The following is a 23,351-nucleotide window of genomic DNA, read 5'->3' on the forward strand; positions in this document are numbered from 1 at the left end:
GTACACGCAGTGACAAGCGTGGGGGCGATATTTTGCCGCCGTGCCGCCGCAAGGCAAAATGCGGCCCCCTCGGGGGGCAGCGCAATACACGCGGTGACAGGCGTGGGGGTCATGTTCACATGACCAGGCTTAATCTCGTACTGCTGATTGCCGTTCTGGCGAGTGCGCTCTATCTTGTGCGCACGCAGTATGAGTCGCGCCGCCTGTATGTCGAGCTTGAAAAAGCTGCTGCGCAAAGCCGCAAGCTTGAATCCGACAACGAACGCCTGCAGGTCGAAAAACGCGCCCAGGCCACACCCCTGCGCGTCGAGAAGCTCGCAAAAGAAAACCTGCAGATGCGAACGGTCACGCCGGCCATCACGCAGTACGCAACGGACAGCAGTGCGCCCAGGGCTGCCGCTTCTGCGACCGTGGTTGAGAAGACTGAAAAGAAGACCGGCGCGACCGCACGCCAGAGTGGGGGCACGCCATGAGCAAAAGCGTTCTCTACACCTCAAGCCCCTTGCTGGCCAGCAAGACGCCGGTATGGCGCAGCAAGCTCATCGTGGCCGGCATTGCGGTTGCGTTTGCAGGCCTCGCAGGGCGGGCGGCTTATGTACAGGTGTTCGGCAATGACTTTTTCCAGCGCCAGGGTGAGGTTCGCTTTGCCCGCACACTGGAGCTTCCTGCCAACCGCGGCCGCATTCTTGACCGCAACGGGCTGATTCTCGCATCGAGTGTGCCGGCGCCCAGCATCTGGGCCATTCCTGAAGACGTTGAAGCCACGAAGCAGCAACTGGCTGAACTGGCCAAACTTCTGGAGATGCCGCTGGCAGAACTGAATAAAAAACTCGGCAACGAAGACAAGACTTTTGTCTGGGTCAAGCGCCAGGTTGATGACCCGGTTGCGCAGAAGATTGCTGCGCTGGGCATCAAGGGCATTTACCAGCGCAAGGAATACAAACGCCAGTATCCTGAAGGCGAAACCGCAGCGCATGTTGTCGGCTTCACGAATGTTGAAGACCGCGGGCAGGAGGGGATCGAGCTCGCCTTCAACAAGGATCTTTCGGGCCGCGCCGGCTCGCGTCGTGTCATCAAGGACAGGCTGGGCCGTGTGGTGGAGGATGTGGGCGAGCAGGTCCCGCCGCTCGAAGGCAAGGACATACAGCTCAGCATCGACAGCAAGGTGCAGTTCGTCGCTTACCAGAAGCTGCGCGATGCCGTGACGTTGCGCAGGGCCAAAGGTGGCAGCGTGGTGGTGCTGGACACCATCACCGGCGAAGTGCTTGCACTCGCCAACTACCCCAGTTATGTGCCAGACAGGCGCCAGAATCTTACTGGCGAACAGCTGCGCAACCGCGCAATGACCGATACGTTCGAACCGGGCTCCACCATGAAGCCGATCACGGTCGGCATGGCTCTGGAGGCCGGGCGTGTCACGCCCCACACGGTGATTGAAACCTCCCCAGGCCGGTACAACATAGGCGGCTTCACCATCAGTGACACACACAACTACGGCACGCTGTCTGTCGAAGGTGTGATCCAGAAATCGAGCAACGTCGGTGCGCTGAAGATTGCACAGAAGATGAGCCCACATGAAATGTGGGACACATACACCGCGCTTGGTTATGGACAGAAGCCGCAGATCCAGTTTCCCGGTGCGGTGACAGGCAGGCTCAGGCCCTGGAAGACCTGGCGGCCAGTCGAGCAGGCCACCATGTCGTATGGTTATGGCCTGTCGGCCTCGCTGTTCCAGATGGCGCATTCGTACACCTCATTTGCGCACGACGGCCAGATCATTCCCGTGACCATGCTCAAGAGCAGCGAGCCTGCGGCCGGCATCAAGGTTTTCTCGCCTGAAAACGCAAAGGCCGTGCGCCGCATGCTGCAGATGGCGGCGGCACCGGGCGGCACCGGCCAGCTGGCGCAGACCCTCGGTTATTCGGTGGGCGGCAAGTCCGGCACGGCACACAAGCAGGTGGGCAAGGGCTACGCGAGCAACAAGTACCGCGCATGGTTTACCGGCATGGCGCCGATCGAGTCGCCGCGCATCATCGTGGCCGTGATGATCGATGAGCCCAGCGATGGCAACTACTTCGGTGGGGTGGCTGCCGCGCCTGTATTCAGTGAGGTCGTGCAGCAAACCCTGCGCATGATGGGCGTCCAGCCCGACATGTCGGTCAAGCCGCAGATCGTCACCCAGTCTGTTGTGGAGTCGTTTTGAACACCCGGCTGAACACACCCCTTGAAGCCGCCGGCTGGCTGCGTTCGCGCGTCACCGGCAGCCTGTGGGCAGACAGCCGCAAGGTGGGTGCCGGTGACGGGTTCATTGCCTGGCCAGGTGCGGCCACCGATGCCAGGCAATATGTGGGCGATGTGATTGAAGCGGGCGCCCAGGCCTGCATGGTTGAAGACGAAGGCTCGGCCAGCTTCAATTTTGCGGACGAAAAAATTGCGACCTATGCCGGATTGAGGTCTGCCGCCGCACCCATAGCTGCCGCATATTTTGAAGAGCCCAGCAAACACCTGCAGGTTGTTGCTGTGACCGGAACGAACGGAAAAACTTCGACGGCGTGGTGGCTGGCGCAGGCGCTGGGAAAGACCGGTCGCCGCTGCGGCATTGTCGGCACGCTGGGCATAGGAGAGCCGGGCGCGATGGTCTTTAACGGCCTGACCACCCCAGACCCGGTTTTGCTGCAGCAGCAGCTCAGGCGTTTTGTTGATGAAGGTTTCACCGCGTGCGCGCTGGAAGCCTCATCCATAGGCATCGCCGAACAGCGTCTCGACGCGACCCGTGTGAAGGTGGCCATCTTTACCAACTTCACCCAGGACCACCTCGATTACCACGGCTCGATGGCGGAGTACTGGGGAGCGAAGCAAAAGCTTTTCAGCTGGCCCGGCCTCGAAGCTGCCGTCCTGAATCTCGACGATGACCGTGGCCATGAACTTGACGGGGTGCTGTCGGGTACAGGCCTTGATGTGTGGACGGTCTCGGTTGGCGGGCCCGCCCGCATCAGGGCCGAGCAGATAAACCATGGCCTCGCAGGTCTTTCATTTGATGTGGTTGAGGGCGCAGACAGGCAACGTTTGTCAACAGCCATGGTCGGCCTCTACAACGTGTCCAACCTTCTTGGCGTCATGGCCGCCATGCGTGCTCTGGGTGTGAGCCTGCGAGACGCCGCGCATGCCTGTGAAGATTTGTCGCCTGTACCGGGGCGTCTTGAAACACTGGCCCTGGCAGGCATGCCGCTGGTTGTCATCGACTACGCCCATACGCCTGATGCGCTTGAAAAGGTCTTGATGGCATTGCAGCCCGTGGCGCAAAGCCGCAACGGACGCCTGTGGTGTGTATTCGGTTGCGGTGGCGACAGGGATGCCAGCAAGCGTCCGTTGATGGCCGCGGTCGCACAAAAAAATGCAGACCGCTTGCTGATCACCAGTGACAACCCGCGAAGTGAGAATCCTGCAGCCGTCATCAGCCAGATCCTGCTCGGGCTGACGCACAGTGATGCCGTATACGTTGAAGCTGACCGGGCATCGGCCATCAGGCAGGCCATACGCGAAGCCAAAGCCGCTGATGTCATCCTGCTTGCCGGCAAGGGGCACGAAAACTACCAGGAGATCAAGGGCGTCAGACATCCTTTTTCTGACCGAACGCACGCTGAAACCGAACTGGCTGCAAGGCCGCCTGCCATGGGGAGCGCCTCATGATGACATTGCAGCAAGCGCTCGGCTGGGTTGGCTCCGGTGTCCTGGTGGGCAATCCCCTGCTGGCGGTGAAGCGTGTGCATACCGATACGCGCACCTTGCAGGAAGGGGATTTGTTTGTCGCGCTGAAGGGCGAGCGTTTCGATGCGAATTTGTTTTTGTCCGAGGCCAGGCAGCAGGGGGCGACGGCGGCCATTTCCCATGGCGGCCTGGCGGCTGCCGGACTTGATGGCCTTGAAGTCATGGATTCAAGGCTGGCCCTCGGGCGTCTCGCAGCTGGCTGGCGCGCCCAATTCGACTTGCCGCTGATTGCCGTAACGGGCAGCAATGGCAAAACCACCGTGACGCAGATGATTGCCTCCATCCTGCGTGCATGGAAGCAGGGCGATGCGTTTTCAACCGAAGGCAATCTCAACAACGATATCGGTGTGCCGCTCACGTTGTTGCGCCTGAGGCAGCACCACAGCGCGGGTGTGGTCGAACTGGGCATGAATCACCCCGGTGAGATTGCCTATCTTGCAGGGATTGCGCGGCCTACGGTAGCGCTGGTCAACAATGCGCAGCGTGAACATCTTGAGTTCATGGCCACAGTGGAAGCTGTCGCCCGGGAGAACGGATCGGTCATCGCATCGCTGGGCGGGGAGGGCACCGCCGTGTTCCCGGCGGACGATGTCTACACACCACTCTGGAAATCTCTGGCTGGTTCCCGCAAGGTGCTGACTTTTGCGGAAGCTGCCGGCACTGCTGATGTCACGGGCTCAGCGCGCTGGTCGGGAAATTCGTGGGACGTCCAGGCGCAAACATCCCGGGGTCCTGTTGATTTCACGCTCCGGATCGCAGGCCGTCATAACGTCAAGAATGCACTCGCCGCGACGGCTTGTGCGCTGGCTGCAGGCTGTCCCTTGACGAACATCGCTGCCGGACTCTCCACCTTCGAACCGGTCAAGGGGCGTTCACGTGCATTGGTGATCCAGGTCGGCGGCAGGCCGCTCAACCTGGTGGATGACACCTACAACGCCAACCCCGATTCCATGCGTGCAGCGATTGACGTGCTGGCTGAACTGCCTGGGCCGCGTCTGCTGGTGATGGGCGACATGGGCGAGGTGGGCAATGAAGGCCCGGCCTTTCATCGTGAAGCCGGCGGATATGCCCGCGAACGCGGCGTCGACAAACTGTTTGCGCTCGGCGTGCAGTCGGCACTGGCGGCCAGCAGTTTTGGGGCTGGCCGGCATTTCGCCGACATCGAGTCGCTTAACAAGGCGGTGCTCGCCGAGCTTTCCGGGCTTGGCAGCGTACTGGTCAAGGGCTCGCGTTTCATGAAGATGGAGCGCGCGGTGCAGGCGATGACCGACTACACACAAAAGAATCCTGAGGGGGAACGTCATGCTGCTTAACCTGGCCCAGTGGCTCCAGTCGCTTTCCCCTGAACTCGGTTTTTTCCGTGTCTTTCAATACCTGACCCTGCGTGCGGTGATGGCTGCACTGACGGCACTGCTGATCGGCCTGATTGCCGGTCCTTTTGTCATCCGCAGGCTGGTGTCGCTGAAGATCGGCCAGCCAATACGCGAATACGCGATGCAGACCCACCTCAACAAGAGCGGGACGCCAACCATGGGCGGTGTACTCATACTGCTGGCGATTGCGATCGCCACGCTGCTTTGGGCAGACCTGTCCAACCGTTTTGTCTGGATCGTGCTGCTGGTGACGCTGGGCTTTGGCGCCATCGGCTGGGCTGACGACTGGCGCAAGGTCGTACACAAAGACCCCGAAGGCATGCGCTCGCGCGAGAAATACTTGTGGCAATCGCTGATCGGCCTGGTTGCCGCGCTCTACCTCGTGTTCAGCATTTCGGAGAGTTCCAACCTGCGGGTGATCGGGCTGTTTGTGAGCTGGGTGCAGTCAGGGTTTGATGTCAACCTTCCGCCCAAGGCAGGTCTGCTGGTTCCATTCGTCAAGGAGGTGAGCTATCCGCTGGGCGTGTTCGGTTTTGTCATCCTGACCTACCTGGTCATTGTGGGATCGAGCAACGCCGTGAATCTGACTGACGGCCTGGACGGCCTGGCCATCATGCCTGTAGTGATGGTGGGTTCTGCACTGGGTGTGTTTGCCTATGTGACGGGCAGTTCGGTTTTCTCGAAGTACCTGCTCTTTCCCTACATTCCGGGCTCCGGCGAGTTGCTGATCTTTTGTTCGGCCATGGCCGGTGCGGGTCTTGCATTTTTGTGGTTCAACACACATCCAGCCCAGGTTTTCATGGGCGATGTGGGCGCGCTGGCCCTGGGTGCAGCTTTGGGAACTGTGGCCGTCATCGTGCGCCAGGAAATTGTGCTGGCCATCATGGGCGGCATATTTGTGGCTGAAGCCCTGTCGGTGATGCTGCAGGTCGTGTATTTCAAATACACCAAGAAGCGTTTTGGCACCGGCAGGCGCATCCTGAAGATGGCGCCCCTGCACCACCATTTTGAAAAGAGCGGCTGGAAAGAAACCCAGGTGGTTGTGCGTTTCTGGATCATCACCATGCTGCTGTGCCTGGTTGGTCTTTCAACACTCAAGCTGAGATGAAACACCTCGACCAGAAAAACATTCTTGTGCTGGGCCTGGGTGCGTCCGGCCTGGCCCTTGCGCGGTGGTGCGTCCGCCATGGAGCCAGGGTCACTGTTGCCGATACCCGGGCTGCACCCCCGCAGCTTGAAACCCTCAAGAGCAGCCTGCCCGATGTGGTTTTTGTGCATTCAGATATGAACGAAGCCCTGTTCGCCAGTGCGCCGTTTGACATGGTGCTGCGCAGTCCCGGGCTGTCGCCAGCCTCCATTGCCGGCGTCATGAATGCGGCAGAGGCCAGGGGAACTGCACGCGGCAACGAACTCAGCCTGTTTGCGCATGCACTTGCAGATCTCAGGCATGACCGCGGCTATTCGCCGCAGGTCATAGGCATCACTGGTACCAATGGCAAGACCACGGTGACATCGCTCGCCGCGCAACTGGTACAACGTGCCGGCAAGACTGTCGCCGTAGCCGGCAATATCGGACCTACGCTTCTGGACACACTGGCCGAGAAGCTGGATGCAGCGTTGCAGGCGCAGGCCGATGCTGCTGCGAAGGCGGAGGAAGAAGAGCAGGAGAAAGAAAAAGCTGCTGAACAGCAGGTTGCTGCGTTGCCTGTGTCTCCTGTTGTCTCTCCTGATGCGGATACAGAAGACATGCCTGATGAGGGTGAGGGCGTTGAATCCATTGAAGCTGGCGAGTTGCCTGGGACAGATGAGTCTGATGAACCTGCCCTGATCCCGGTCATGGCGACGATTGCTGCAGAGCCACCACCCCTGCCGGCGCTGCCCGCATTGCCCGAAGTGTGGGTGCTGGAGCTTTCCAGCTTTCAGCTGGACGGCGTGAATAATTTTGAGCCAACAGTCGCCACGGTGCTCAACATCTCGCAGGACCACCTCGACTGGCATGAAACCATGGAGGCCTACGCACAGGCCAAGAACCGCATCTACGGCCATGGGCTGATGTTGCTCAATCGCGATGACACCGCTGTGATGGCGGCACTGCCCAAGCCATCGCCGCCGGTCAAAGGCAAGCAGCCTCCGCCGCGCCCCTACATCACCTTCGGCAGCAACAGTCCGGAACGTCCCGGCGACTATGGCATTGAAACAGTCAACGGTATGGCCTGGCTGGTGCGTGCAACTGAAGCTGACGAAACTTTCAAGCGCCGCAAGGACGAAGAAGTGGTGCTGTTTATCCAGCGTCTCATGCCCATGGACGCGCTGCGCATCCGCGGCCGGCACAATGCCACCAATGCGCTGGCAGCGCTTGGCCTTGCTACCGCTGCGGGCTGCAATCTGGCACCCATGCTGCACGGCCTGCGCGAATATCGCGGCGAGCCCCACCGTGTGGAGTCCGTCGCGGTGATTCGTGACGTTGAATATTTTGACGACAGCAAAGGCACCAACGTAGGCGCCACAGTGGCTGCGCTGGCAGGTTTGGGCGAAGATCGCAAGCTGGTGGTGATCATGGGCGGCGAAGGCAAGGGGCAGGACTTTCTGCCGCTGGCTGCACCGGTCTCCCGTTATGCCAGGGCGGTGGTGCTGATCGGGCGCGATGGCCCGGCCATACGTTCTGCGCTTGAGGGGACGTCGGTGCCGCTCATGGATGCCGTGACCATGGAAGAGGCCGTGAGCATGGCTTCACAGCATGCAAAAACCGGCGATGCCGTGCTGATGTCGCCAGCCTGCGCGAGTTTTGACATGTTCGACAACTACGAACACCGCGCCAGGGTCTTTCACGCTGCCGTGCAGGCGCTGGCGCTTGATGAGGGGGTGACGCTGTGACTGCCATCACGCGTTTGTCAGGCTGGTTCTCCGGTCTGGGTAAAGCCACATCGGATGTTTTGCCGGTACGCCTGGGCGGGCAAAGCCTGTCGCGCAGCCCATCGACACCGGTCAGCATGGCGGGTTTTGACAAAGCGCTGGTCTGGGTCATTGTGGCCTTGCTGATGTGGGGCCTTGTCATGGTTTATTCCGCTTCGGTGGCGATGCCCGACAACCCGAAATTTGCGCGCTATGCGCATACCCACTTCCTGACGCGCCACGTGGTTTCGCTGATCGTTGCATTCATCGTCGCCGTACTCGCCTTCCAGGTGCCCATGACCACATGGGAGAAAGTGGCGCCCTGGCTGTTTGTGGCATCGCTGATGCTGCTCATCCTGGTGCTGGTGCCTTTTATCGGCAAGGGCGTCAACGGCGCACGCCGATGGATCACGCTGGGCTTCATGAACTTCCAGCCGTCCGAGCTGGCGAAGTTTGCGGTGCTGCTGTATGCCGCCGACTACATGGTTCGCAAGATGGATGTGAAGGAGCGATTCTTCCGCGCCGTCATGCCGATGGCGATTGCGATTGCCATCGTCGGTCTGTTGCTGCTTGCAGAGCCCGACATGGGCGCCTTCATGGTGATCTCGGTAATCGCGATGGGCATTTTGTTCCTGGGTGGCGTCAATGCCCGGATGTTTTTTGTGATCTCTGCCGTGGTGGTGGTCGCATTCGGCCTGATGGTCATGCTCAGTGACTGGCGGCGCGAGCGCATCTTTGCCTACCTTGACCCGTGGAGCGACAAGTATTCAATGGGCAAGGGCTACCAGCTCTCGCATTCGCTGATTGCGTTTGGGCGAGGTGAGGTGTTTGGTGTGGGGCTGGGCGGCAGTGTTGAGAAACTGCATTGGCTGCCCGAGGCGCACACTGACTTCCTGATGGCAGTCATTGGCGAAGAGTTTGGTTTCATCGGCGTTCTGGTGGTGATCGGCCTGTTCATGTGGATGACCCGCCGCATCATGCACATAGGCCGCCAGTCGATTGCACTGGACCGCCTGTTTGCTGGCCTTGTGGCGCAGGGTGTGGGCATCTGGATGGGCTTCCAGACCTTTATCAATATTGGCGTCAATCTGGGCGCATTGCCTACCAAGGGCCTGACCTTGCCGCTCATGAGTTACGGTGGCTCCGCCATCCTGATGAACCTTGTTTCTCTGGCGGTGGTGCTTCGGATTGACTACGAGAATCGATTGCTTATGCGCGGAGGCCGTGCATGACACAGCACTGCGCGCTCATCATGGCTGGCGGTACCGGCGGGCATATCTTCCCGGGGCTGGCCGTCGCAGACGCCTTGCGGGAAAAAGGGTGGCGCGTCCACTGGCTGGGTGGCAAGGGCAGCGCTGAACATCCGAGCATGGAAAGCCAGCTCGTACCCCCGCGCGGCTTTGCATTTGAAACCATTGATTTTTCGGGCGTACGCGGCAAGGGCCTGACCACGCTGGCCTTCCTGCCGCTGCGTTTGCTCAAGGCCTTCTGGCAAAGCATCCAGGTGATACGCAAGGTCAGGCCCGATGTGGTCGTGGGGCTGGGCGGTTACATCGCTTTTCCTGCCGGCATGATGAGCGTGCTGCTGGGCAAACCGCTGGTGCTGCATGAACAGAACTCCGTCGCCGGCATGGTCAACCGCATTCTTGCGACGGTGGCCGACCGGGTGTTTACCGCTTTCCCCAAGGTGTTCAAGAACGCCGAATGGGTGGGCAATCCATTGCGCCCCGCATTCACCGCACAAGCCGATCCGGCAGCGCGTTTTGCCGGCCGCACGGGCCCACTGCAACTGCTGGTCGTGGGGGGCAGCCTTGGAGCACGCGGCCTGAACACCGTGGTTCCCAAAGCGCTCGCACTGATTGAGCCGTCTGGGCGACCAGTCGTCACACACCAGAGCGGCGCCAAACAGATTGACGAGTTGCGCGCCAATTACGAGGCTGCAGGCGTCACTGCGACGCTGACGCCTTTTATTGATGACACCGCTGCAGCGTTTGCCCAGGCCGACCTTGTGATCTGCCGTGCAGGCGCAAGTACGGTCACGGAAATTGCTGCCATTGGTGCGGCGGCGCTGTTCGTTCCTTTCCCTGCAGCTGTCGATGACCACCAGACCACCAATGCGACATTCCTTGTCGATCAGGGTGGTGGGTGGATGGAACAGCAGCGCGATCTCTCTGCCGAAAAACTGGCGGACTTCCTGAAAAACATTCAGCGCACTGCGTTGCTTGACAAAGCCGTACAGGCCAAAAAAATGCAAAAGACAGAGGCCACAGCGCGCATGGTCGCCGCTTGTGAGGAGCTGGCCACATGAAACACGCCATCAAAAACATTCACTTCATCGGCCTGGGTGGCTCCGGCATGTCCGGCATCGCCGAGGTGCTGCACAACCTTGGGTATGTCATTTCAGGCTCCGACCTTTCGGACAGTCCGACGCTCAGGCGCCTGGCTTCGCTTGGCATCAAGACCTATGTGGGTCACGCGGCTGAAAATCTGGCCACAGTAGATGCCGTTGTGACCTCTACCGCAGTGCAGGCCGACAACCCCGAGGTGCTGGCCGCACGTGAAAAGCGCATACCTGTGGTGCCGCGCGCGCTCATGCTGGCAGAGCTGATGCGCCTCAAGCAGGGCATCGCCATTGCAGGCACACATGGCAAGACCACCACCACCAGCCTGGTGGCCAGCATTCTTGCCGAGGGCGGGCTGGACCCGACCTTTGTGATCGGTGGCCGGCTCAACAGCGCGGGCGCCAATGCCAAGCTCGGCTCCGGTGACTACATCGTCGTCGAGGCTGACGAGTCCGATGCATCCTTTCTCAATCTGCTGCCCGTCATGGCGGTGGTGACCAATATCGATGCCGACCATATGGAAACCTATGGCCATGATTTCGGCAACCTGAAGAAAGCCTTTGTCGATTTCCTGCACCGCATGCCTTTTTACGGCACAGCGATTCTGTGCACGGACGATCCTGCGGTGCGTGAGATCGTGCCTCAGGTGTCCTGCCCCATCACCAGCTATGGTTTTGGTGAAGACGCACAGGTCCGTGCGGTGAATGTGCGGCCTGTGGGTGCACAAATGCACTTCACCGCGCAGCGCCGTAACGGTGTGACCCTGCCTGACCTCGACATCGAGCTGAACCTGGCGGGGCAGCACAACGTGCTGAATGCGCTGTCGGCGATTGCCGTGGCGGTAGAACTCAACGTTCCCGATGCAGCCGTACAGAAAGCGCTGGCTGACTTCAAGGGTGTGGGCCGCCGCTTCCAGAGTTATGGCGACCTGCGTGCCGGCGATGGCGGGCAGTTCACGGTGATTGAAGACTACGGCCACCATCCCGTCGAGATGGCCGCCACGCTTGCGGCTGCTCGCGGCGCGTTCCCGGGCCGCCGGCTGGTGCTGGCTTTCCAGCCGCACCGCTATACCCGTACACGTGATTGCTTTGAAGATTTTGTGAAGGTCATTGGGGAGGCCGATCTGGTGCTGCTGTCCGAGGTCTACGCAGCGGGGGAGGCGCCCATTGTTGCGGCAGATGGCCGGTCACTGGCGCGCGCCATACGTGTGGCTGGCAGGGTCGAACCGGTTTTTGTCGACGACATAGATGCCATGCCGCAAGCGATTTATGACAACGCGCGCGCCGGTGATGTGGTGATGTGCATGGGTGCCGGGTCTATAGGCGCCGTGCCTGCAAAGGTGGTGGACATCGTCTGGGCAGAGGAGGGCAAGGCATGACCGTCAATGCCGACAACGTGCGCCGCGCAGGGCCGCCCCAAGCAAGCACAGCCCCCCCGGGGGGCAGCGCATCACACGAAGTGGAAAGCGTGGGGGCCATATTCGGTAAAGTCGCTGTGTTGATGGGCGGGATGTCTGCCGAGCGCGAAATCTCGCTGATGTCGGGCAGTGGTGTCTTGCAGGCGCTCAAGTCGCGCGGTGTGGATGCGTACGCATTCGATCCGGCAGAACGTGATCTGGGTGAACTCAAAAAAGAGGGCTTTGATCGCTGCTTCATTGCACTGCATGGCCGCTTCGGTGAAGACGGCACGGTGCAGGGCGCGCTCGAGCTGCTGGGCATTCCCTATACCGGCTCCGGTGTGATGGCTTCCAGCATGGCCATCGACAAGGTCATGACCAAACGTGTGCTGCTCGCTGAAGGCCTGCCCACCCCCAAATATGTATTGCTGCGCCGTGGTGCCTACAGCGTTGCTGACGTTGATGCCGTACCCACCACGCTGGGCTTGCCGCTTATCGTGAAACCTGCGCGTGAGGGTTCTTCCATAGGCCTGACAAAGGTTGTGGACGCATCCGGTATGGCCGCAGCCGTTGAGCAGGCTGCAAAGCTCGATGCCGACATCCTCTGCGAGCAGTTCATTTCAGGTGATGAGGTGACCTGCCCGGTGCTGGGCAGCGGTCCGGACGCAAAGGCCTTGCCGGTCATTCGCATCGTTGCACCTGAAGGCAATTACGACTATCAGAACAAATACTTCACGGACACCACGCAGTACATCGTCCCATGCGGTCTGCCCGCCGGTGAAGAAGCCGTCATCCAGGACATGGTGGTCAAGGCCTACCGCACGCTCAATTGCCGCGGTTGGGCGAGGGCCGACGTGATGATAGACAGGACCACTCGCAAGCCATATTTGCTTGAGATCAATACCTCGCCGGGCATGACCGGGCATTCGCTGGTGCCCATGTCGGCGCGTGCTGCAGGCCTGTCCTATGAAGACCTGTGCATTGAGCTGCTGAAGACCGCAGCACTCGACTACAAACAGGAGGGCGCCGCTTGAGCCGCAGAACGCCACAGCCCATCCAGATACCGGCCGATGTCAGGTTCATGAACGGCCTGTCGGCCCTGTTCATCCTGGCGTTTGTGGCCATGGTGCTGGCGGTAGCTGTGGCCTGGCTGGTACGCCAGCCCCTGTTCAACCTGGGCGCCATCAGCGTTCAGGGCGACCTCGCGCACAACAACGCCGTCACCCTTCGCGCCAACGTTGCGCCGCGGCTGGCCGGAAACTTTTTTACGGTGGACCTGGGCCGCACGCGCGCCGTGTTTGAGTCGGTGCCCTGGGTGCGCAAGGCTGTGGTCAAGCGCCAGTTCCCGAACCGGCTCAAGGTGGTGCTGCAGGAGCACCAGCCTATCGCCTATTGGGGCCCCGAAGGCGAATCGCGCCTGGTCAACAGTTTTGGTGAAGTGTTTGAAGCCAACCAGGGCGAGGTCGAAGCCGAAGAGTTGCCCGAGCTGGCCGGCCCGCAAGGCCAGTCGGGGCTGGTGCTGCAGGCCTACCAGATGCTGGCGCCGCTGTTCGACAAGCTGGATACCGCCGTGACGCGTCTTGAGCTTACCGGCCAGGGCAGCTGGCGCGCCCGGCTCGACACCGGCGCAGCGCTTGAGCTGGGTCATGGCTCGCTGGATGAAATCCAGGCGCGCGCGCAACGCTTCATCTCGACCTTCACCCAGGTCTCCGCCAAATACGGCAAGGATTTCGAATCAGCCGACCTGCGCTACGGCAACGGTTACGCCATCCGGTTAAGAGGGGTCACCACCATCAACCCAGGTGACAAAGAGGACAGGAAAGTCAAAAGGTAACGATATGGCCAAAGAATACAAAGATCTCGTGGTGGGTCTGGACATTGGTACCAGCAAGGTCATGGTCGTGGTGGCGGAAGTCCTGCCCGGCGGTGAGCTCAAACTCGCCGGCCTCGGCATTGCCGCCAGCAACGGGCTCAAGCGCGGTGTGGTGGTCAACATCGATGCCACTGTGCAGAGCATCCAGCAGGCGCTGAAAGAGGCCGAGCTCATGGCCGACTGCAAGATTGCGCGTGTCTATACCGGCATCACCGGCAGCCATATACGCGGCATCAATTCCAGCGGCATGGTGGCGGTCAAGGACAAGGAAGTCACGCAGGCCGATGTGGCGCGCGTGATTGAAACCGCCAAGGCCATCAACATCTCGACCGACCAGCGCCTGTTGCTGGTCGAGCCGCAGGAGTTTGTCATTGACGGCCAGGACGTGCGCGAACCCATAGGCATGAGCGGTATCCGTCTTGAAGCCAAGGTGCACATCGTCACCGGTGCGCAGAGCGCGGCTGAAAACATCATCAAGTGTGTGCGCCGCTGCGGGCTTGAAGTGGACCAGCTGATGCTGAACCCGCTGGCCTCCAGCCTGGCCGTACTGACGCAGGACGAGCAGGAGCTTGGTGTTGCGCTGGTGGATATAGGTGCAGGCACGACCGACGTGGCCATCTTCACGGGCGGTGCAATCCGCCATACGGCCGTCATCCCGATCGCTGGCGACCTGATCACCAGTGACATTGCCATGGCGCTGCGCACCCCGACCAAGGACGCAGAAGACATCAAGGTCGAAAGTGGTTACGCCAAGCAGTTGCTGGCAGACCCCGACACGCAGGTCGAGGTGCCGGGCCTTGGCGACCGCGCACCGCGCATGCTGAGCAAGCAGGCGCTGGCTGGCGTGATCGAGCCGCGTATTGAAGAGATTTATTCGCTGGTGCAGCAGGTGATCCGCGAGTCGGGTTACGAGGAAGTGCTGTCGTCAGGCATCGTCATCACTGGCGGCAGCGCCGTGATGCCCGGTATGGTCGAGTTGGGTGAAGACATTTTTCTGAAGCCGGTGCGGCGCGGCATTCCGCGTTACTCCAGCGCCCTGTCGGACATGGTCGCGCAGGCGCGCGCCGCCACGGTCATGGGCCTGCTCGAGGAGGCACGCATGGCGCGCATGCGCGGCTACAAGGTCGCGCAGAAGGCGGGCAGCGTTCACAACGCTTTCGGCAAGGTCAAGGACTGGTTTGTCGGTAATTTCTAAGGGGCAATGAATGAAACACTTTTTTGGTTTGATTCGGGCGGCCCCCAGATGCACGCGGTCAGGGGGCGCAGACCCACCTTCATGAAAACACGTCAATACAACAACAGATTCATAAATTTTTGGCAACTGCAAATTACTGAAACGGAGGCTCCCCATGAGCATCGAAATGATTGAAATCGAAGAGTTCAACCAGGGCACACAGATCAAGGTGATTGGTGTCGGCGGCGGCGGCGGCAATGCCGTCGAGCACATGATTGACTGCGGCGTCCAGGGCGTCGAGTTCATCTGCGCGAACACAGACGCGCAGGCGCTCAGCCGCGGCAGCGCACACAAGACCATACAGCTGGGCGGCACCGGACTGGGTGCGGGCAGCAAGCCTGACAAGGGCCGTGATGCAGCCGAGCTGGCCGTGGACGACATCCGCACGGCCATCGACGGCGCGCACATGCTGTTCATCACCGCCGGCATGGGCGGTGGTACCGGCACCGGCGCAGCACCCGTGATTGCACGCATCGCCAAGGAAATGGGCATCCTCACCGTCGGTGTGGTGACCAAGCCTTTCGAGTTTGAAGGCGGCCGCCGCATGACCAACGCCGACCTGGGTCTGGCCGAGCTGGAAGCCAATGTCGACTCGCTGATCGTGGTGCTGAACGAAAAGCTGCTCGAAGTGCTGGGCGACGACGTCACGCAGGACGAAGCCTTTGCCCATGCCAATGACGTGCTGAAAAACGCCGTCGGCGGCATTGCCGAGATCATCAATGTGCCGGGCCATGTGAACGTCGACTTTGAAGACGTGCGCACCGTCATGGGTGAACCCGGCAAGGCCATGATGGGCACTGCGCGTTCCAACGGCCCTGACCGTGCCCGTATCGCGGCCGAGCAGGCAGTGGCCTGCCCGCTGCTCGAAGGCATTGACCTGTCCGGCGCCAAGGGTGTGCTGGTGTTGATCAGCGCCGCCAAAGGCTCGCTCAAGCTGAGCGAATCCAGGCTGGCGATGAACACCATACGCGCCTACGCATCGCCTGATGCGCATGTGATCTACGGAACAGCTTATGACGACGAGCTGGGCGAAGACATACGCGTCACCGTGGTGGCCACCGGCCTGAGCCGCCAGGGCGTGCGTCGCACGGCCCCGCCGCTGCAGGTGCTGCGCACTGGCACCGACAACGTTCCTTTCAACGTGCCTACCTTGAACTCGGTGGCTGGTGGCGGTAACGTGGCGCAGCCTTCGATGGGAACGGCGCAGCCTGACTACGGCAACATGGCTGTGCCAAGCGTCTGGCGCACCAACCGTACGCAGGCCGCAGCCAAGGTCGATGCGCTGGCTTCTGGCGGTATGGATGACTTCGAGATCCCGGCGTTTCTCCGTAAACAGGCAGACTAAAAACCCGCAACTGTCATTGCGGACATGATCCGCAATCCATGATCCCGCTCCTGCTTACGGGGCTGGGGTCATGGATCCCGGGTCAAGCCCGGGATGACGCCTTGTCATGCGCGCCCGGCGCAATGACGACAGCATCGACCGTGCTTTACGTACGGTTTATCTGCCCTCTTTAAAATAGCAGCATGCTTGCACAACGAACACTCAAGTCCCTGACCAAGGCAGTAGGCGTGGGCCTGCACAGCGGCCAGCGGGTTGAGCTGACATTGCGGCCTGCCGCGCCCGATACAGGCATTGTGTTCAGGCGTGTTGACCTGCCCCAGCCGGTGGACATTCCGATCTCTGCAATCGCCGTGACCGACACGCGACTTGCATCGACGATCTCGACCGGCCACGCCAAGGTCCATACCGTCGAGCACCTGATGTCGGCCTGCGCCGGCCTCGGTATCGACAACCTCTATGTTGACATCACGGCCGAAGAAGTGCCCATTCTCGATGGTTCGGCTTCTTCATTTGTATTTTTGCTGCAGTCGGCAGGCATTGCGCTGCAGGATGCGCCCAAGCGGTTTGTGCGCGTGATCAAGCCGGTGGAAGTGCGCGAGGGCGAGGGCGCTTCGACCAAGTGGGCGCGCCTGACGCCCTATGACGGCTACAAGCTCAGTTTTGAAATTGACTTTGCCCACCCGGCGGTGGATTCGACCGGCCAGCGCGTCGAATTTGATATGGGTAGCGGCTCCTACACCCGCGACATTGCGCGCGCCCGTACCTTTGGCTTTACCAAGGATGTCGAGATGATGCGCGCCAACGGCCTGGCGCTCGGCGGCGGGCTGGACAACGCCATCGTCATGGACGACTACAAGGTGCTCAACAGCGACGGCCTGCGTTACAACGACGAGTTCGTCAAACACAAGATACTCGACGCCATGGGCGACCTGCACCTGCTGGGCAAGCCGCTGCTGGCCGCCTACAGCGCCTTCCGCTCCGGCCATGCGATGAACAACAAGCTGCTGCGCGAGTTGCTGTCCCGCAGCGATGCTTATGAAATCGTCACCTTCGATGACGAAAAGCGTGCGCCCCAAGGGTTTGCCACCCTGGCCAGGGCCTGGTAGGCCGGCTGCAGATTCAAGCGCCCATGCTCCTTATTCGCTGGCTCATCTTCCTGCTGCTGCTTGCAGCCATCGTTTCCTTCATGTTCTACGCTGGCACAGGGCAGGCGCGCTTCAAGCGCATCGGCCTCATCATCCTCAAATGGACGATTCTTGCCGGGCTGGGATTCTTCGCGGTGCTGGTGCTTGAGCGCATCGCCTGACATCAATCCGGGCCTCAGGCCCCGCGGAAGCAGGCTTATTTCACGCCAGGTCCGGTGATTTTGGTCCCGACGATTTTTCCGGATTCGCGGTCCTCTTCCAGCCAGACAGAACACGCGTTCTGGTCGAGCAAGCCCTTGACGATATATGGCGTGTCTTTCTCAATAAACACTTCGACCACACCTTCCACCGTGCAGGTCGGGTTCATCATGGCAAGGATGGGTGCTGCATACATGGTCTGTCCGCTCAAGGTCAGCTTGAGGCTACCTGCAGGAACGTCTCGCGCGATCACGGTCGGCGTGATCGAAAACCCTCTGCCATAGTTGGCGCTCAGGGTCGCTCCCCGGCTGTTTCTGATGGATCGCCCGTCAACCTGACTGACGGTAAAAACGTGTGCCAGATTCCCGGCCACGGGCATTCCTGAATCCCGGACCGTGGCTTTAGGGCCTGTGTAGCCCTCCGGAATGGCCGGCTGCAGGTTGGCGCAACCTGTCAAAAATGCCATCAGCACCAGGCCTGGTGTCAAAAGCGGGGTTCTCATCTTGTCTCCTCAGTGGTTGATGGTGGGGAAAGTCTGGCGGGTGAGCAATGTGCCGCCATCGGTAAAGAAAATCGTCTTGCCAGATCCTTGTTTGCTATATATTTTGTAGCTGCTCACGCATGTATTTAAAGGGCTACAGACCAAAAAGGCCTCTGAAAATGCCTCAAAAAGGCCTTTTTTGGCGCTTCTGGCGGGCTAAAACAGGTCAAATTTGCCTGTTCAACATTTAATGTGTCATAAATAAATCATTAAGTAATTAACGCTTTATATATGAAGCATTAAGTCATCTGCCTGACGCCAAAGCTGCAGCCAGCAGGCCGGCAGAGCGCCCCGCATGCGCGTGTGTAATGGCCAGGCCCAGCGCATCTGCCGCGTCCTTGCCCGGCAGGGCGGGCAGCTTGAGCAAACGCATCACCATCTGCTGCATTTCTGCCTTGCCGGCCTTGCCGTAACCGGCGATTGATTTTTTAAGCTGCAGCGCGGAATACTCCGCCACCGGCAGGTTGGCAGACACCAGCGCCGTCACGCAGGCGCCGCGTGCCTGGCCCAGCAGCAGCGTGGCTTGCGGGTTCACGTTGACGAAGACGATCTCCACAGACGAGCAGTCGGGCTGGTAGCGGTCTATCACTTCACGCACGCCGTCGAACAGCACCTTGAGCCGCGCGGGCAGGTTGCGGGTGTCCAGGTGTTTGGTGGTGATGGTGCCGCTGGCGACGTAACGCAGCTCATGCCCATCAACGTCCACCACGCCAAAACCTGCGATCTGAAGGCCGGGGTCGATGCCTAAAATTCTCATTCTGGTCAGACCCCAAAGTACCAGCGAACCGAATGAAAGAACACAGGCGCTGCAAAAAACAGCGCGTCCACCCGGTCCAGCAGGCCGCTGGCGCCTGTGACGCCTATACCGCGTTTGCCCCAGTTGGGAATGCCGCGGTCACGTTTGAGCGCTTTCATGACCAGGTGCCCCAGCGAGCCGGAGACGCAGGCAATAAACGCCATCGCCACGGCCTGCGCCGGCTTGAAGGGGGTGAGCCCGGCCATCAGGCCGCCCAGCAGGCTGCCGACGACCACGGCAATCATCCAGCTGGTCCAGTTAAAGCTTTTGCTGACGTCAGGCGCACTGGGTGGGCGCTTGAGCTTTCGGCCCACCAGGTGCTGCACGATCATGCAGCTCTGCACCACAAACACCAGGAAGAACACCAGAAAGGCGTTCTTGCCCTGGTACTGCGGAAAGTTCAGCAGCAACAGCGCCGGCACGTGGCTGCAACCGTAGACGCAGACGACGATGCCCCACTGCAGCTTGGCGTTGCGCTCCAGAAAACGCTGTGTGTCACCGGCCAGCGCGCTGACCACCGGCAGCAGTAAAAACACATAGACCGGGATGAACACCGTAAAGAGATTGAACGAGCGCGTGATCACCATCGCAAACTGCACCGGCAGCACGACAAAAAACGCCAGCACCAGGCTGCGGTGGTCGCCCTTGCGGGTCGGCGACAGCGTGATGAATTCGCGCAGCGCAAAAAATGCGACCAGCCCGAACAGCACAGTCGCCACAGTCTCGCCCAGCGCCCAGCCGACCCAGAACACGGTGGTCATGGCCCATGAGGTGCGCAGCAGGCGGCTGAACTCGCGCAGCTTCTGCGTGTAGACATCGTCTTCGCGGTGGTCCCTGAGGGCCATCACAAAGGCAACGACGCTGATGATGGCCAGCAGGCCGAACACAACGACGAAGAGCAGCGCGACCTGGTTGGACGGCGAGAGGTTGCGCAGGAAGCTGTTCATCAGGCTTCCCTCAGCGCCATCACGGCATCACGCGCGCGGGTCAAAAAGTGGCCGCGTTCTTCATCGGCGTCCAGCGCAATCGGTGCGCCGAAAGTGACCGAGCACAGAATGGGCACCGGCACCACCTCGCCCTTGGGCATGACGCGCTGCACGTTATTGATCCAGGCGGGAACCAGCACAACATCAGGGAATTTTTTCGCCAGGTTGTAGAGGCCGGATTTGAAGCTCTGCGGCTCTTCCTGGTTGCCGCGCGTGCCTTCAGGGAAAAGGATGATGGAGTCGCCATTGGTCAGGGCCTCGATGAGCGGCTCCAGCGGGTCCTGGTCGCTGGTCTTGGCGCGGTCCACATAGATGGCGTTGAATACCGCCGTGGTCACCCACTGCTTGAAGGCGGTTTTGGTCCAATAATCTTTCGCGGCAATGGGGCGAGTGATGCTGCGCAGCTCTTCAGGCAGCGCGGCCCACATCAGCAGCAGGTCGGCATGGCTCTGGTGGTTGGCGAAATAAATGCGCTGCTCTGCCTTGGGCGGGCAACCCAGCCAGCGCGCCTGTGCGCCCGTGAGCAGGCGTATCAGGCCCAGTAAAAACCAACCCATCAACTTTGCGAGCATGGGGCAATGATAAGCGGCTGTCGAGACCTTTCACCCCCGGGCTGGGGGCATGTGCCTGCATGGGGACTTCCCCTATTTTTCAGCGCTTGGCCGCGGGTTAATATCGTTATATTCAGAGATACATTGTTTTATCTATTAAAACATTGAACGGGCCAGCTGGCTTCAGCAACATTTGAAGCGCATGCATCCCCAGCGACCATAAATAACGGAGATCCTGACCTCATGACTTTTTCACACATTCGCCGCGCCATGATGGGCGCTGGCCTGGCCGGTGCGCTGCTTCCGTTTGGCGCCGGCGCGCAGGACCGCAGTGCCTATCCGAACAAGCCGGTGCGGCTGATTGTTCCTTTTTCTCCTGGTGGTTCGACCGATATCCTGGGGCGTCTGGTTGGCAAGAACATGTTTCCTGCAGCAGGCCAGCCATTTGTGGTCGAGAACGTTGCGGGTGCCAGTGGCAACATAGGTGCCGCTCTTGTGGCGCGTTCGCCCGCCGATGGCTACACACTGGAGATAGGCGCCATGTCTACCCATGCCATGAATGGCAGTCTCTACAAAAAGCTGCCTTTTGACCCGATGAATGACTTCGATACCGTGGCCATGCTGGCCTATGCGATCAACGTGATTGCGGTTTCCAGCAACCTGCCAGTCAAAACCTTTCCCGAACTGCTCGCCTACATACGCGCCAACCCGGGCAAGCTCAACTATTCGTCGGGTGGCATGGGCTCGCACAATCACCTGACTTTGGCCATGCTGGCCAAAGTTGCCAATCTCGATATCGTGCACGTGCCTTACAAGGGCGGTGGCCCGGCGGTGGCTGCGCTGGTGCAGGGTGAGGTCAACATGTTTGCCGGTGGTGCGTCGCTGCTCCTGCCCCATGCCCGCAGCGGCAAGGTACGCCTTATTGCCGTGACCGAGTCGACACGCTCTGACCTGTTGCCCGACATTCCAAGCGCATCCGAGACACTGAAGGGCTTTGAAGTTACCAACTGGTACGGCGTGTTTGCCGCCAAAGGTATGGACACCACCCGCAGAAACCTGCTGAACCAGGAAATCAACCGTGTGACAGCCTTGCCCGAAGTGGCCGAGCGCCTGAAGGGCCTGGGCATGGTGCGCGCACCTGTGACACCGACGCAGTTGCGCGACATCCTGCAGGCGGACTACAAGCTCTGGTCCAACACCATCACCGCGCTGTCCATATCAGGCGAATAAATAGCCTGCGGACGGGGCACTCAGGGCAGCTCGACCCCGCCCATGCGCGCGGCGATGGTGCCTGCACGCGAGGCCAGGTAACCCGAACCAGAGCGCGTTTCGAAGTATTTGGGGCGGGGCAGCATCACGGCAAGTCGTGCGGCTTCATAGGCACTCAAACCGGCTGCGGGCTTGCGGTAGTAATGCTGCGCTGCGGCCTCGGCGCCGAACACGCCTTCGCCCCATTCCACGCTGTTGAGGTAGATCTCCAGGATGCGTTCCTTGCTCAGCATCATTTCAAGCATCAGGGTCAGCACCAGTTCCTGGCCCTTGCGCAGCAGCGTGCGCTCACCCGAGAGAAACAGGTTTTTTGCCAGCTGCTGCGTGATGGTGGAGCCGCCCACAATTTTCGGTGCCTTCGCCGGTGCAAGCTGTGCCTTGCCCGAGGGTGTTGCCCGGCTGCCCTGCTTCTGCACGCGCTGCTCGGCCTTTGCGTTTTTGTCCCAGGCTTTTTCAAGCGCCTCGATGTCGACACCGTCGTGCTCGATGAAACTCGCGTCTTCAGAGGCGATGACGGCGCGCTTGAGGTTGTCCGAAATCTTGTCGTAAGGCACCCACTGCTGTCGCCATTTCAGGCTGCCGGTAGTGGTGGCCACGCGGTAAGTCTCCGAGCGCTGGAAGGCTGTTGACTCGGGGTTGACCGCAATCATCACGGCGATGCGCGCCACGAAATACAGCTGTAAGGCCAACCCGGCAATCACGATCAGCCCCACCAGGCGCATCAAGGCTTTCATACGAGGTGATTTTTCCTGGTGATGGCCATGCGGTGCAACTCAGCGGCTGGTGAGTTTGGTTTCAAGCGTTTCGTCCCTGGTGAACCTGAAGCGTGAGACCACCACAATCTGGTCGGCCCGCCGGCGCATGGCACTGCTGAAGCGTTCGAAGGGGCCGGTACCCCTGACGATGGTTTGCGCGCGCCTGTCCAGCGTCAGGTTGCCGGAGGTTTCAACCACTTCGGTGGCCAGGATACGGCCATCAAAATTGACGGTGACGATCATGGTCAGTTCGCCATAAAGTTTTTTGCCTGCAAGCTCGGGGAAGTTGGTCGTGCCTTTTTCCTCTATCTTGCGGCGCAGGTTGTCGTAATAGGTGGCGTACACCTCTTCGCGTGTGGCGGGGCTGATGTAGCGCTTTTTGGGCCGCGCGTTTTCTTCGTTGATGCGCTTTTCAATTTCCGCCAGGATCTTGATCAACTGCCTGCGCTTTTCTTCGCGCTGCGCCTGCGCCGGGTCATTGGCCGATAGCGTGGGGTCAGGCGGCGGCATGGCGGCCAGTTCTTTTTTGATCTGCGCCAGCAACTGCGTCTGCTGCTGCTGCATGGACTCGACCTTGCGCTGCGCCTCTTCGGCGGCATCGCCCAGCTCCGTCAGGGCAGACGGCGGCAGCGGCGAGGCGGCACGGCCTTTTTCAAGTTCACCGCCGCCAGCCAGCGAGGCCTGCGCGATGGCCTTGGCCACTTCGGGCTTTTCATTCGATTTGGCGTTGACCAGGATCACCTCCAGCGGCGTGTCCTGGAACACCCGGTTAAAGCTCTCCGGGTCTACAAAACGCGTTGTCAGCACCACCGCGTGAACCAGGACGGACGCGCCCAGGGCGATTTGCAGTGTGCTGAAGGTTTTCACAGGGGTCAATTATCGGCTGA

General features: G+C 60.4%; 22 protein-coding genes. 16 read left to right on the forward strand and 6 right to left on the reverse strand.

Translation table 11 applies throughout. The features are described from left to right. Positions 1–119 precede the first annotated feature (119 nt). From ftsL to HYX42_RS07120, 15 genes are all read left to right on the forward strand, one after another. Positions 120–473 carry a cell division protein FtsL gene (gene ftsL, locus HYX42_RS07050; protein WP_293401281.1) on the forward strand — a complete coding sequence of 118 codons (354 nt, stop codon included), beginning with the start codon at positions 120–122 and terminating at the stop codon, positions 471–473. Further along, positions 470–2,203 (forward strand): penicillin-binding protein 2, encoded by a 1,734-nt coding sequence (locus tag HYX42_RS07055; RefSeq protein WP_293401283.1) that lies wholly within the window; start codon positions 470–472, stop codon positions 2,201–2,203. Before ftsL ends, HYX42_RS07055 begins: the two co-directional genes overlap by 4 nt. Further along, positions 2,200–3,690 carry a UDP-N-acetylmuramoyl-L-alanyl-D-glutamate--2,6-diaminopimelate ligase gene (locus HYX42_RS07060; RefSeq protein ID WP_293401285.1) on the forward strand — a complete coding sequence of 497 codons (1,491 nt, stop codon included), beginning with the start codon at positions 2,200–2,202 and terminating at the stop codon, positions 3,688–3,690. The genes HYX42_RS07055 and HYX42_RS07060 overlap by 4 nt, the downstream gene beginning before the upstream one ends. Then, positions 3,687–5,081 (forward strand): UDP-N-acetylmuramoyl-tripeptide--D-alanyl-D-alanine ligase, encoded by a 1,395-nt coding sequence (murF, locus tag HYX42_RS07065; protein ID WP_293401287.1) that lies wholly within the window; start codon positions 3,687–3,689, stop codon positions 5,079–5,081. Before HYX42_RS07060 ends, murF begins: the two co-directional genes overlap by 4 nt. After that, the gene (gene mraY / locus HYX42_RS07070) at positions 5,071–6,249 is read left to right on the forward strand and encodes a phospho-N-acetylmuramoyl-pentapeptide-transferase (protein WP_293401289.1); all 1,179 of its coding nucleotides are present in this window, start codon (positions 5,071–5,073) and stop codon (positions 6,247–6,249) included. The genes murF and mraY overlap by 11 nt, the downstream gene beginning before the upstream one ends. Further along, positions 6,246–8,015 (forward strand): UDP-N-acetylmuramoyl-L-alanine--D-glutamate ligase, encoded by a 1,770-nt coding sequence (gene murD / locus HYX42_RS07075; protein WP_293401291.1) that lies wholly within the window; start codon positions 6,246–6,248, stop codon positions 8,013–8,015. Before mraY ends, murD begins: the two co-directional genes overlap by 4 nt. Before the next feature lie 5 nt (positions 8,016–8,020). Beyond that, positions 8,021–9,265, forward strand: a complete 1,245-nt coding sequence (gene ftsW / locus HYX42_RS07080; protein WP_293402420.1) for a putative lipid II flippase FtsW — start codon at positions 8,021–8,023, stop codon at positions 9,263–9,265. After that, a complete protein-coding gene (gene murG / locus HYX42_RS07085) occupies positions 9,262–10,341 on the forward strand; it encodes an undecaprenyldiphospho-muramoylpentapeptide beta-N-acetylglucosaminyltransferase (RefSeq protein WP_293401293.1) in 1,080 nt (359 codons plus the stop codon). Before ftsW ends, murG begins: the two co-directional genes overlap by 4 nt. Continuing rightward, positions 10,338–11,753: a UDP-N-acetylmuramate--L-alanine ligase gene (gene murC / locus HYX42_RS07090; protein WP_293401295.1), complete on the forward strand. Its 1,416-nt coding sequence runs from the start codon at positions 10,338–10,340 to the stop codon at positions 11,751–11,753. Before murG ends, murC begins: the two co-directional genes overlap by 4 nt. A 122-nt stretch (positions 11,754–11,875) precedes the next feature. Beyond that, a complete protein-coding gene (locus HYX42_RS07095) occupies positions 11,876–12,805 on the forward strand; it encodes a D-alanine--D-alanine ligase (protein WP_293402422.1) in 930 nt (309 codons plus the stop codon). Continuing rightward, positions 12,802–13,605 (forward strand): cell division protein FtsQ/DivIB, encoded by an 804-nt coding sequence (locus HYX42_RS07100; protein WP_293401296.1) that lies wholly within the window; start codon positions 12,802–12,804, stop codon positions 13,603–13,605. Before HYX42_RS07095 ends, HYX42_RS07100 begins: the two co-directional genes overlap by 4 nt. A gap of 4 nt (positions 13,606–13,609) precedes the next feature. Then, a complete protein-coding gene (gene ftsA, locus HYX42_RS07105; protein ID WP_293401298.1) occupies positions 13,610–14,839 on the forward strand; it encodes a cell division protein FtsA in 1,230 nt (409 codons plus the stop codon). 154 nt (positions 14,840–14,993) lie between these two features. After that, complete coding sequence (gene ftsZ / locus HYX42_RS07110; RefSeq protein WP_293401300.1) at positions 14,994–16,223, forward strand: cell division protein FtsZ; 1,230 nt, start codon at positions 14,994–14,996, stop codon at positions 16,221–16,223. 182 nt (positions 16,224–16,405) lie between these two features. Further along, complete coding sequence (gene lpxC / locus HYX42_RS07115; protein ID WP_293401302.1) at positions 16,406–17,329, forward strand: UDP-3-O-acyl-N-acetylglucosamine deacetylase; 924 nt, start codon at positions 16,406–16,408, stop codon at positions 17,327–17,329. A gap of 23 nt (positions 17,330–17,352) precedes the next feature. Further along, on the forward strand, positions 17,353–17,529 hold the full coding sequence (locus tag HYX42_RS07120) for a hypothetical protein (RefSeq protein ID WP_293401304.1): 177 nt from the start codon (positions 17,353–17,355) through the stop codon (positions 17,527–17,529). 35 nt (positions 17,530–17,564) lie between these two features. Here HYX42_RS07120 and HYX42_RS07125 read toward each other — a convergent pair whose 3' ends face one another. From HYX42_RS07125 to HYX42_RS07140, 4 genes are all read right to left on the reverse strand, one after another. Further along, on the reverse strand, positions 17,565–18,068 hold the full coding sequence (locus HYX42_RS07125) for a hypothetical protein (RefSeq protein ID WP_293401306.1): 504 nt from the start codon (positions 18,066–18,068) through the stop codon (positions 17,565–17,567). 283 nt (positions 18,069–18,351) lie between these two features. Further along, positions 18,352–18,864, reverse strand: coding sequence for a crossover junction endodeoxyribonuclease RuvC (ruvC, locus tag HYX42_RS07130; protein ID WP_293401308.1), 513 nt, complete (start codon positions 18,862–18,864; stop codon positions 18,352–18,354). 5 nt (positions 18,865–18,869) lie between these two features. Beyond that, on the reverse strand, positions 18,870–19,850 hold the full coding sequence (locus tag HYX42_RS07135) for a phosphatidate cytidylyltransferase (RefSeq protein WP_293401310.1): 981 nt from the start codon (positions 19,848–19,850) through the stop codon (positions 18,870–18,872). Continuing rightward, positions 19,850–20,461: a lysophospholipid acyltransferase family protein gene (locus HYX42_RS07140; RefSeq protein WP_293401311.1), complete on the reverse strand. Its 612-nt coding sequence runs from the start codon at positions 20,459–20,461 to the stop codon at positions 19,850–19,852. The genes HYX42_RS07135 and HYX42_RS07140 overlap by 1 nt, the downstream gene beginning before the upstream one ends. A 222-nt stretch (positions 20,462–20,683) precedes the next feature. Here HYX42_RS07140 and HYX42_RS07145 point away from each other — a divergent pair, with 222 nt between their 5' ends. Beyond that, entirely contained in the window at positions 20,684–21,670 is a 987-nt protein-coding gene (locus tag HYX42_RS07145; RefSeq protein WP_293401313.1) for a tripartite tricarboxylate transporter substrate binding protein, read from the forward strand. 20 nt (positions 21,671–21,690) lie between these two features. Here the strand turns inward: HYX42_RS07145 and HYX42_RS07150 are convergent, their stop codons facing one another. Together HYX42_RS07150 and HYX42_RS07155 are read right to left on the reverse strand one after the other, a co-directional pair. Continuing rightward, positions 21,691–22,443 carry a transglycosylase domain-containing protein gene (locus tag HYX42_RS07150; RefSeq protein ID WP_293401315.1) on the reverse strand — a complete coding sequence of 251 codons (753 nt, stop codon included), beginning with the start codon at positions 22,441–22,443 and terminating at the stop codon, positions 21,691–21,693. A gap of 39 nt (positions 22,444–22,482) precedes the next feature. Further along, the gene (locus HYX42_RS07155; RefSeq protein ID WP_293401317.1) at positions 22,483–23,331 is read right to left on the reverse strand and encodes a TonB C-terminal domain-containing protein; all 849 of its coding nucleotides are present in this window, start codon (positions 23,329–23,331) and stop codon (positions 22,483–22,485) included. Positions 23,332–23,351: the final 20 nt, after the last annotated feature.

It is taken from the genome of Polaromonas sp. (genome assembly GCF_016185115.1).
In the GTDB taxonomy this organism is placed as follows: Bacteria; Pseudomonadota; Gammaproteobacteria; order Burkholderiales; family Burkholderiaceae_C; genus Polaromonas.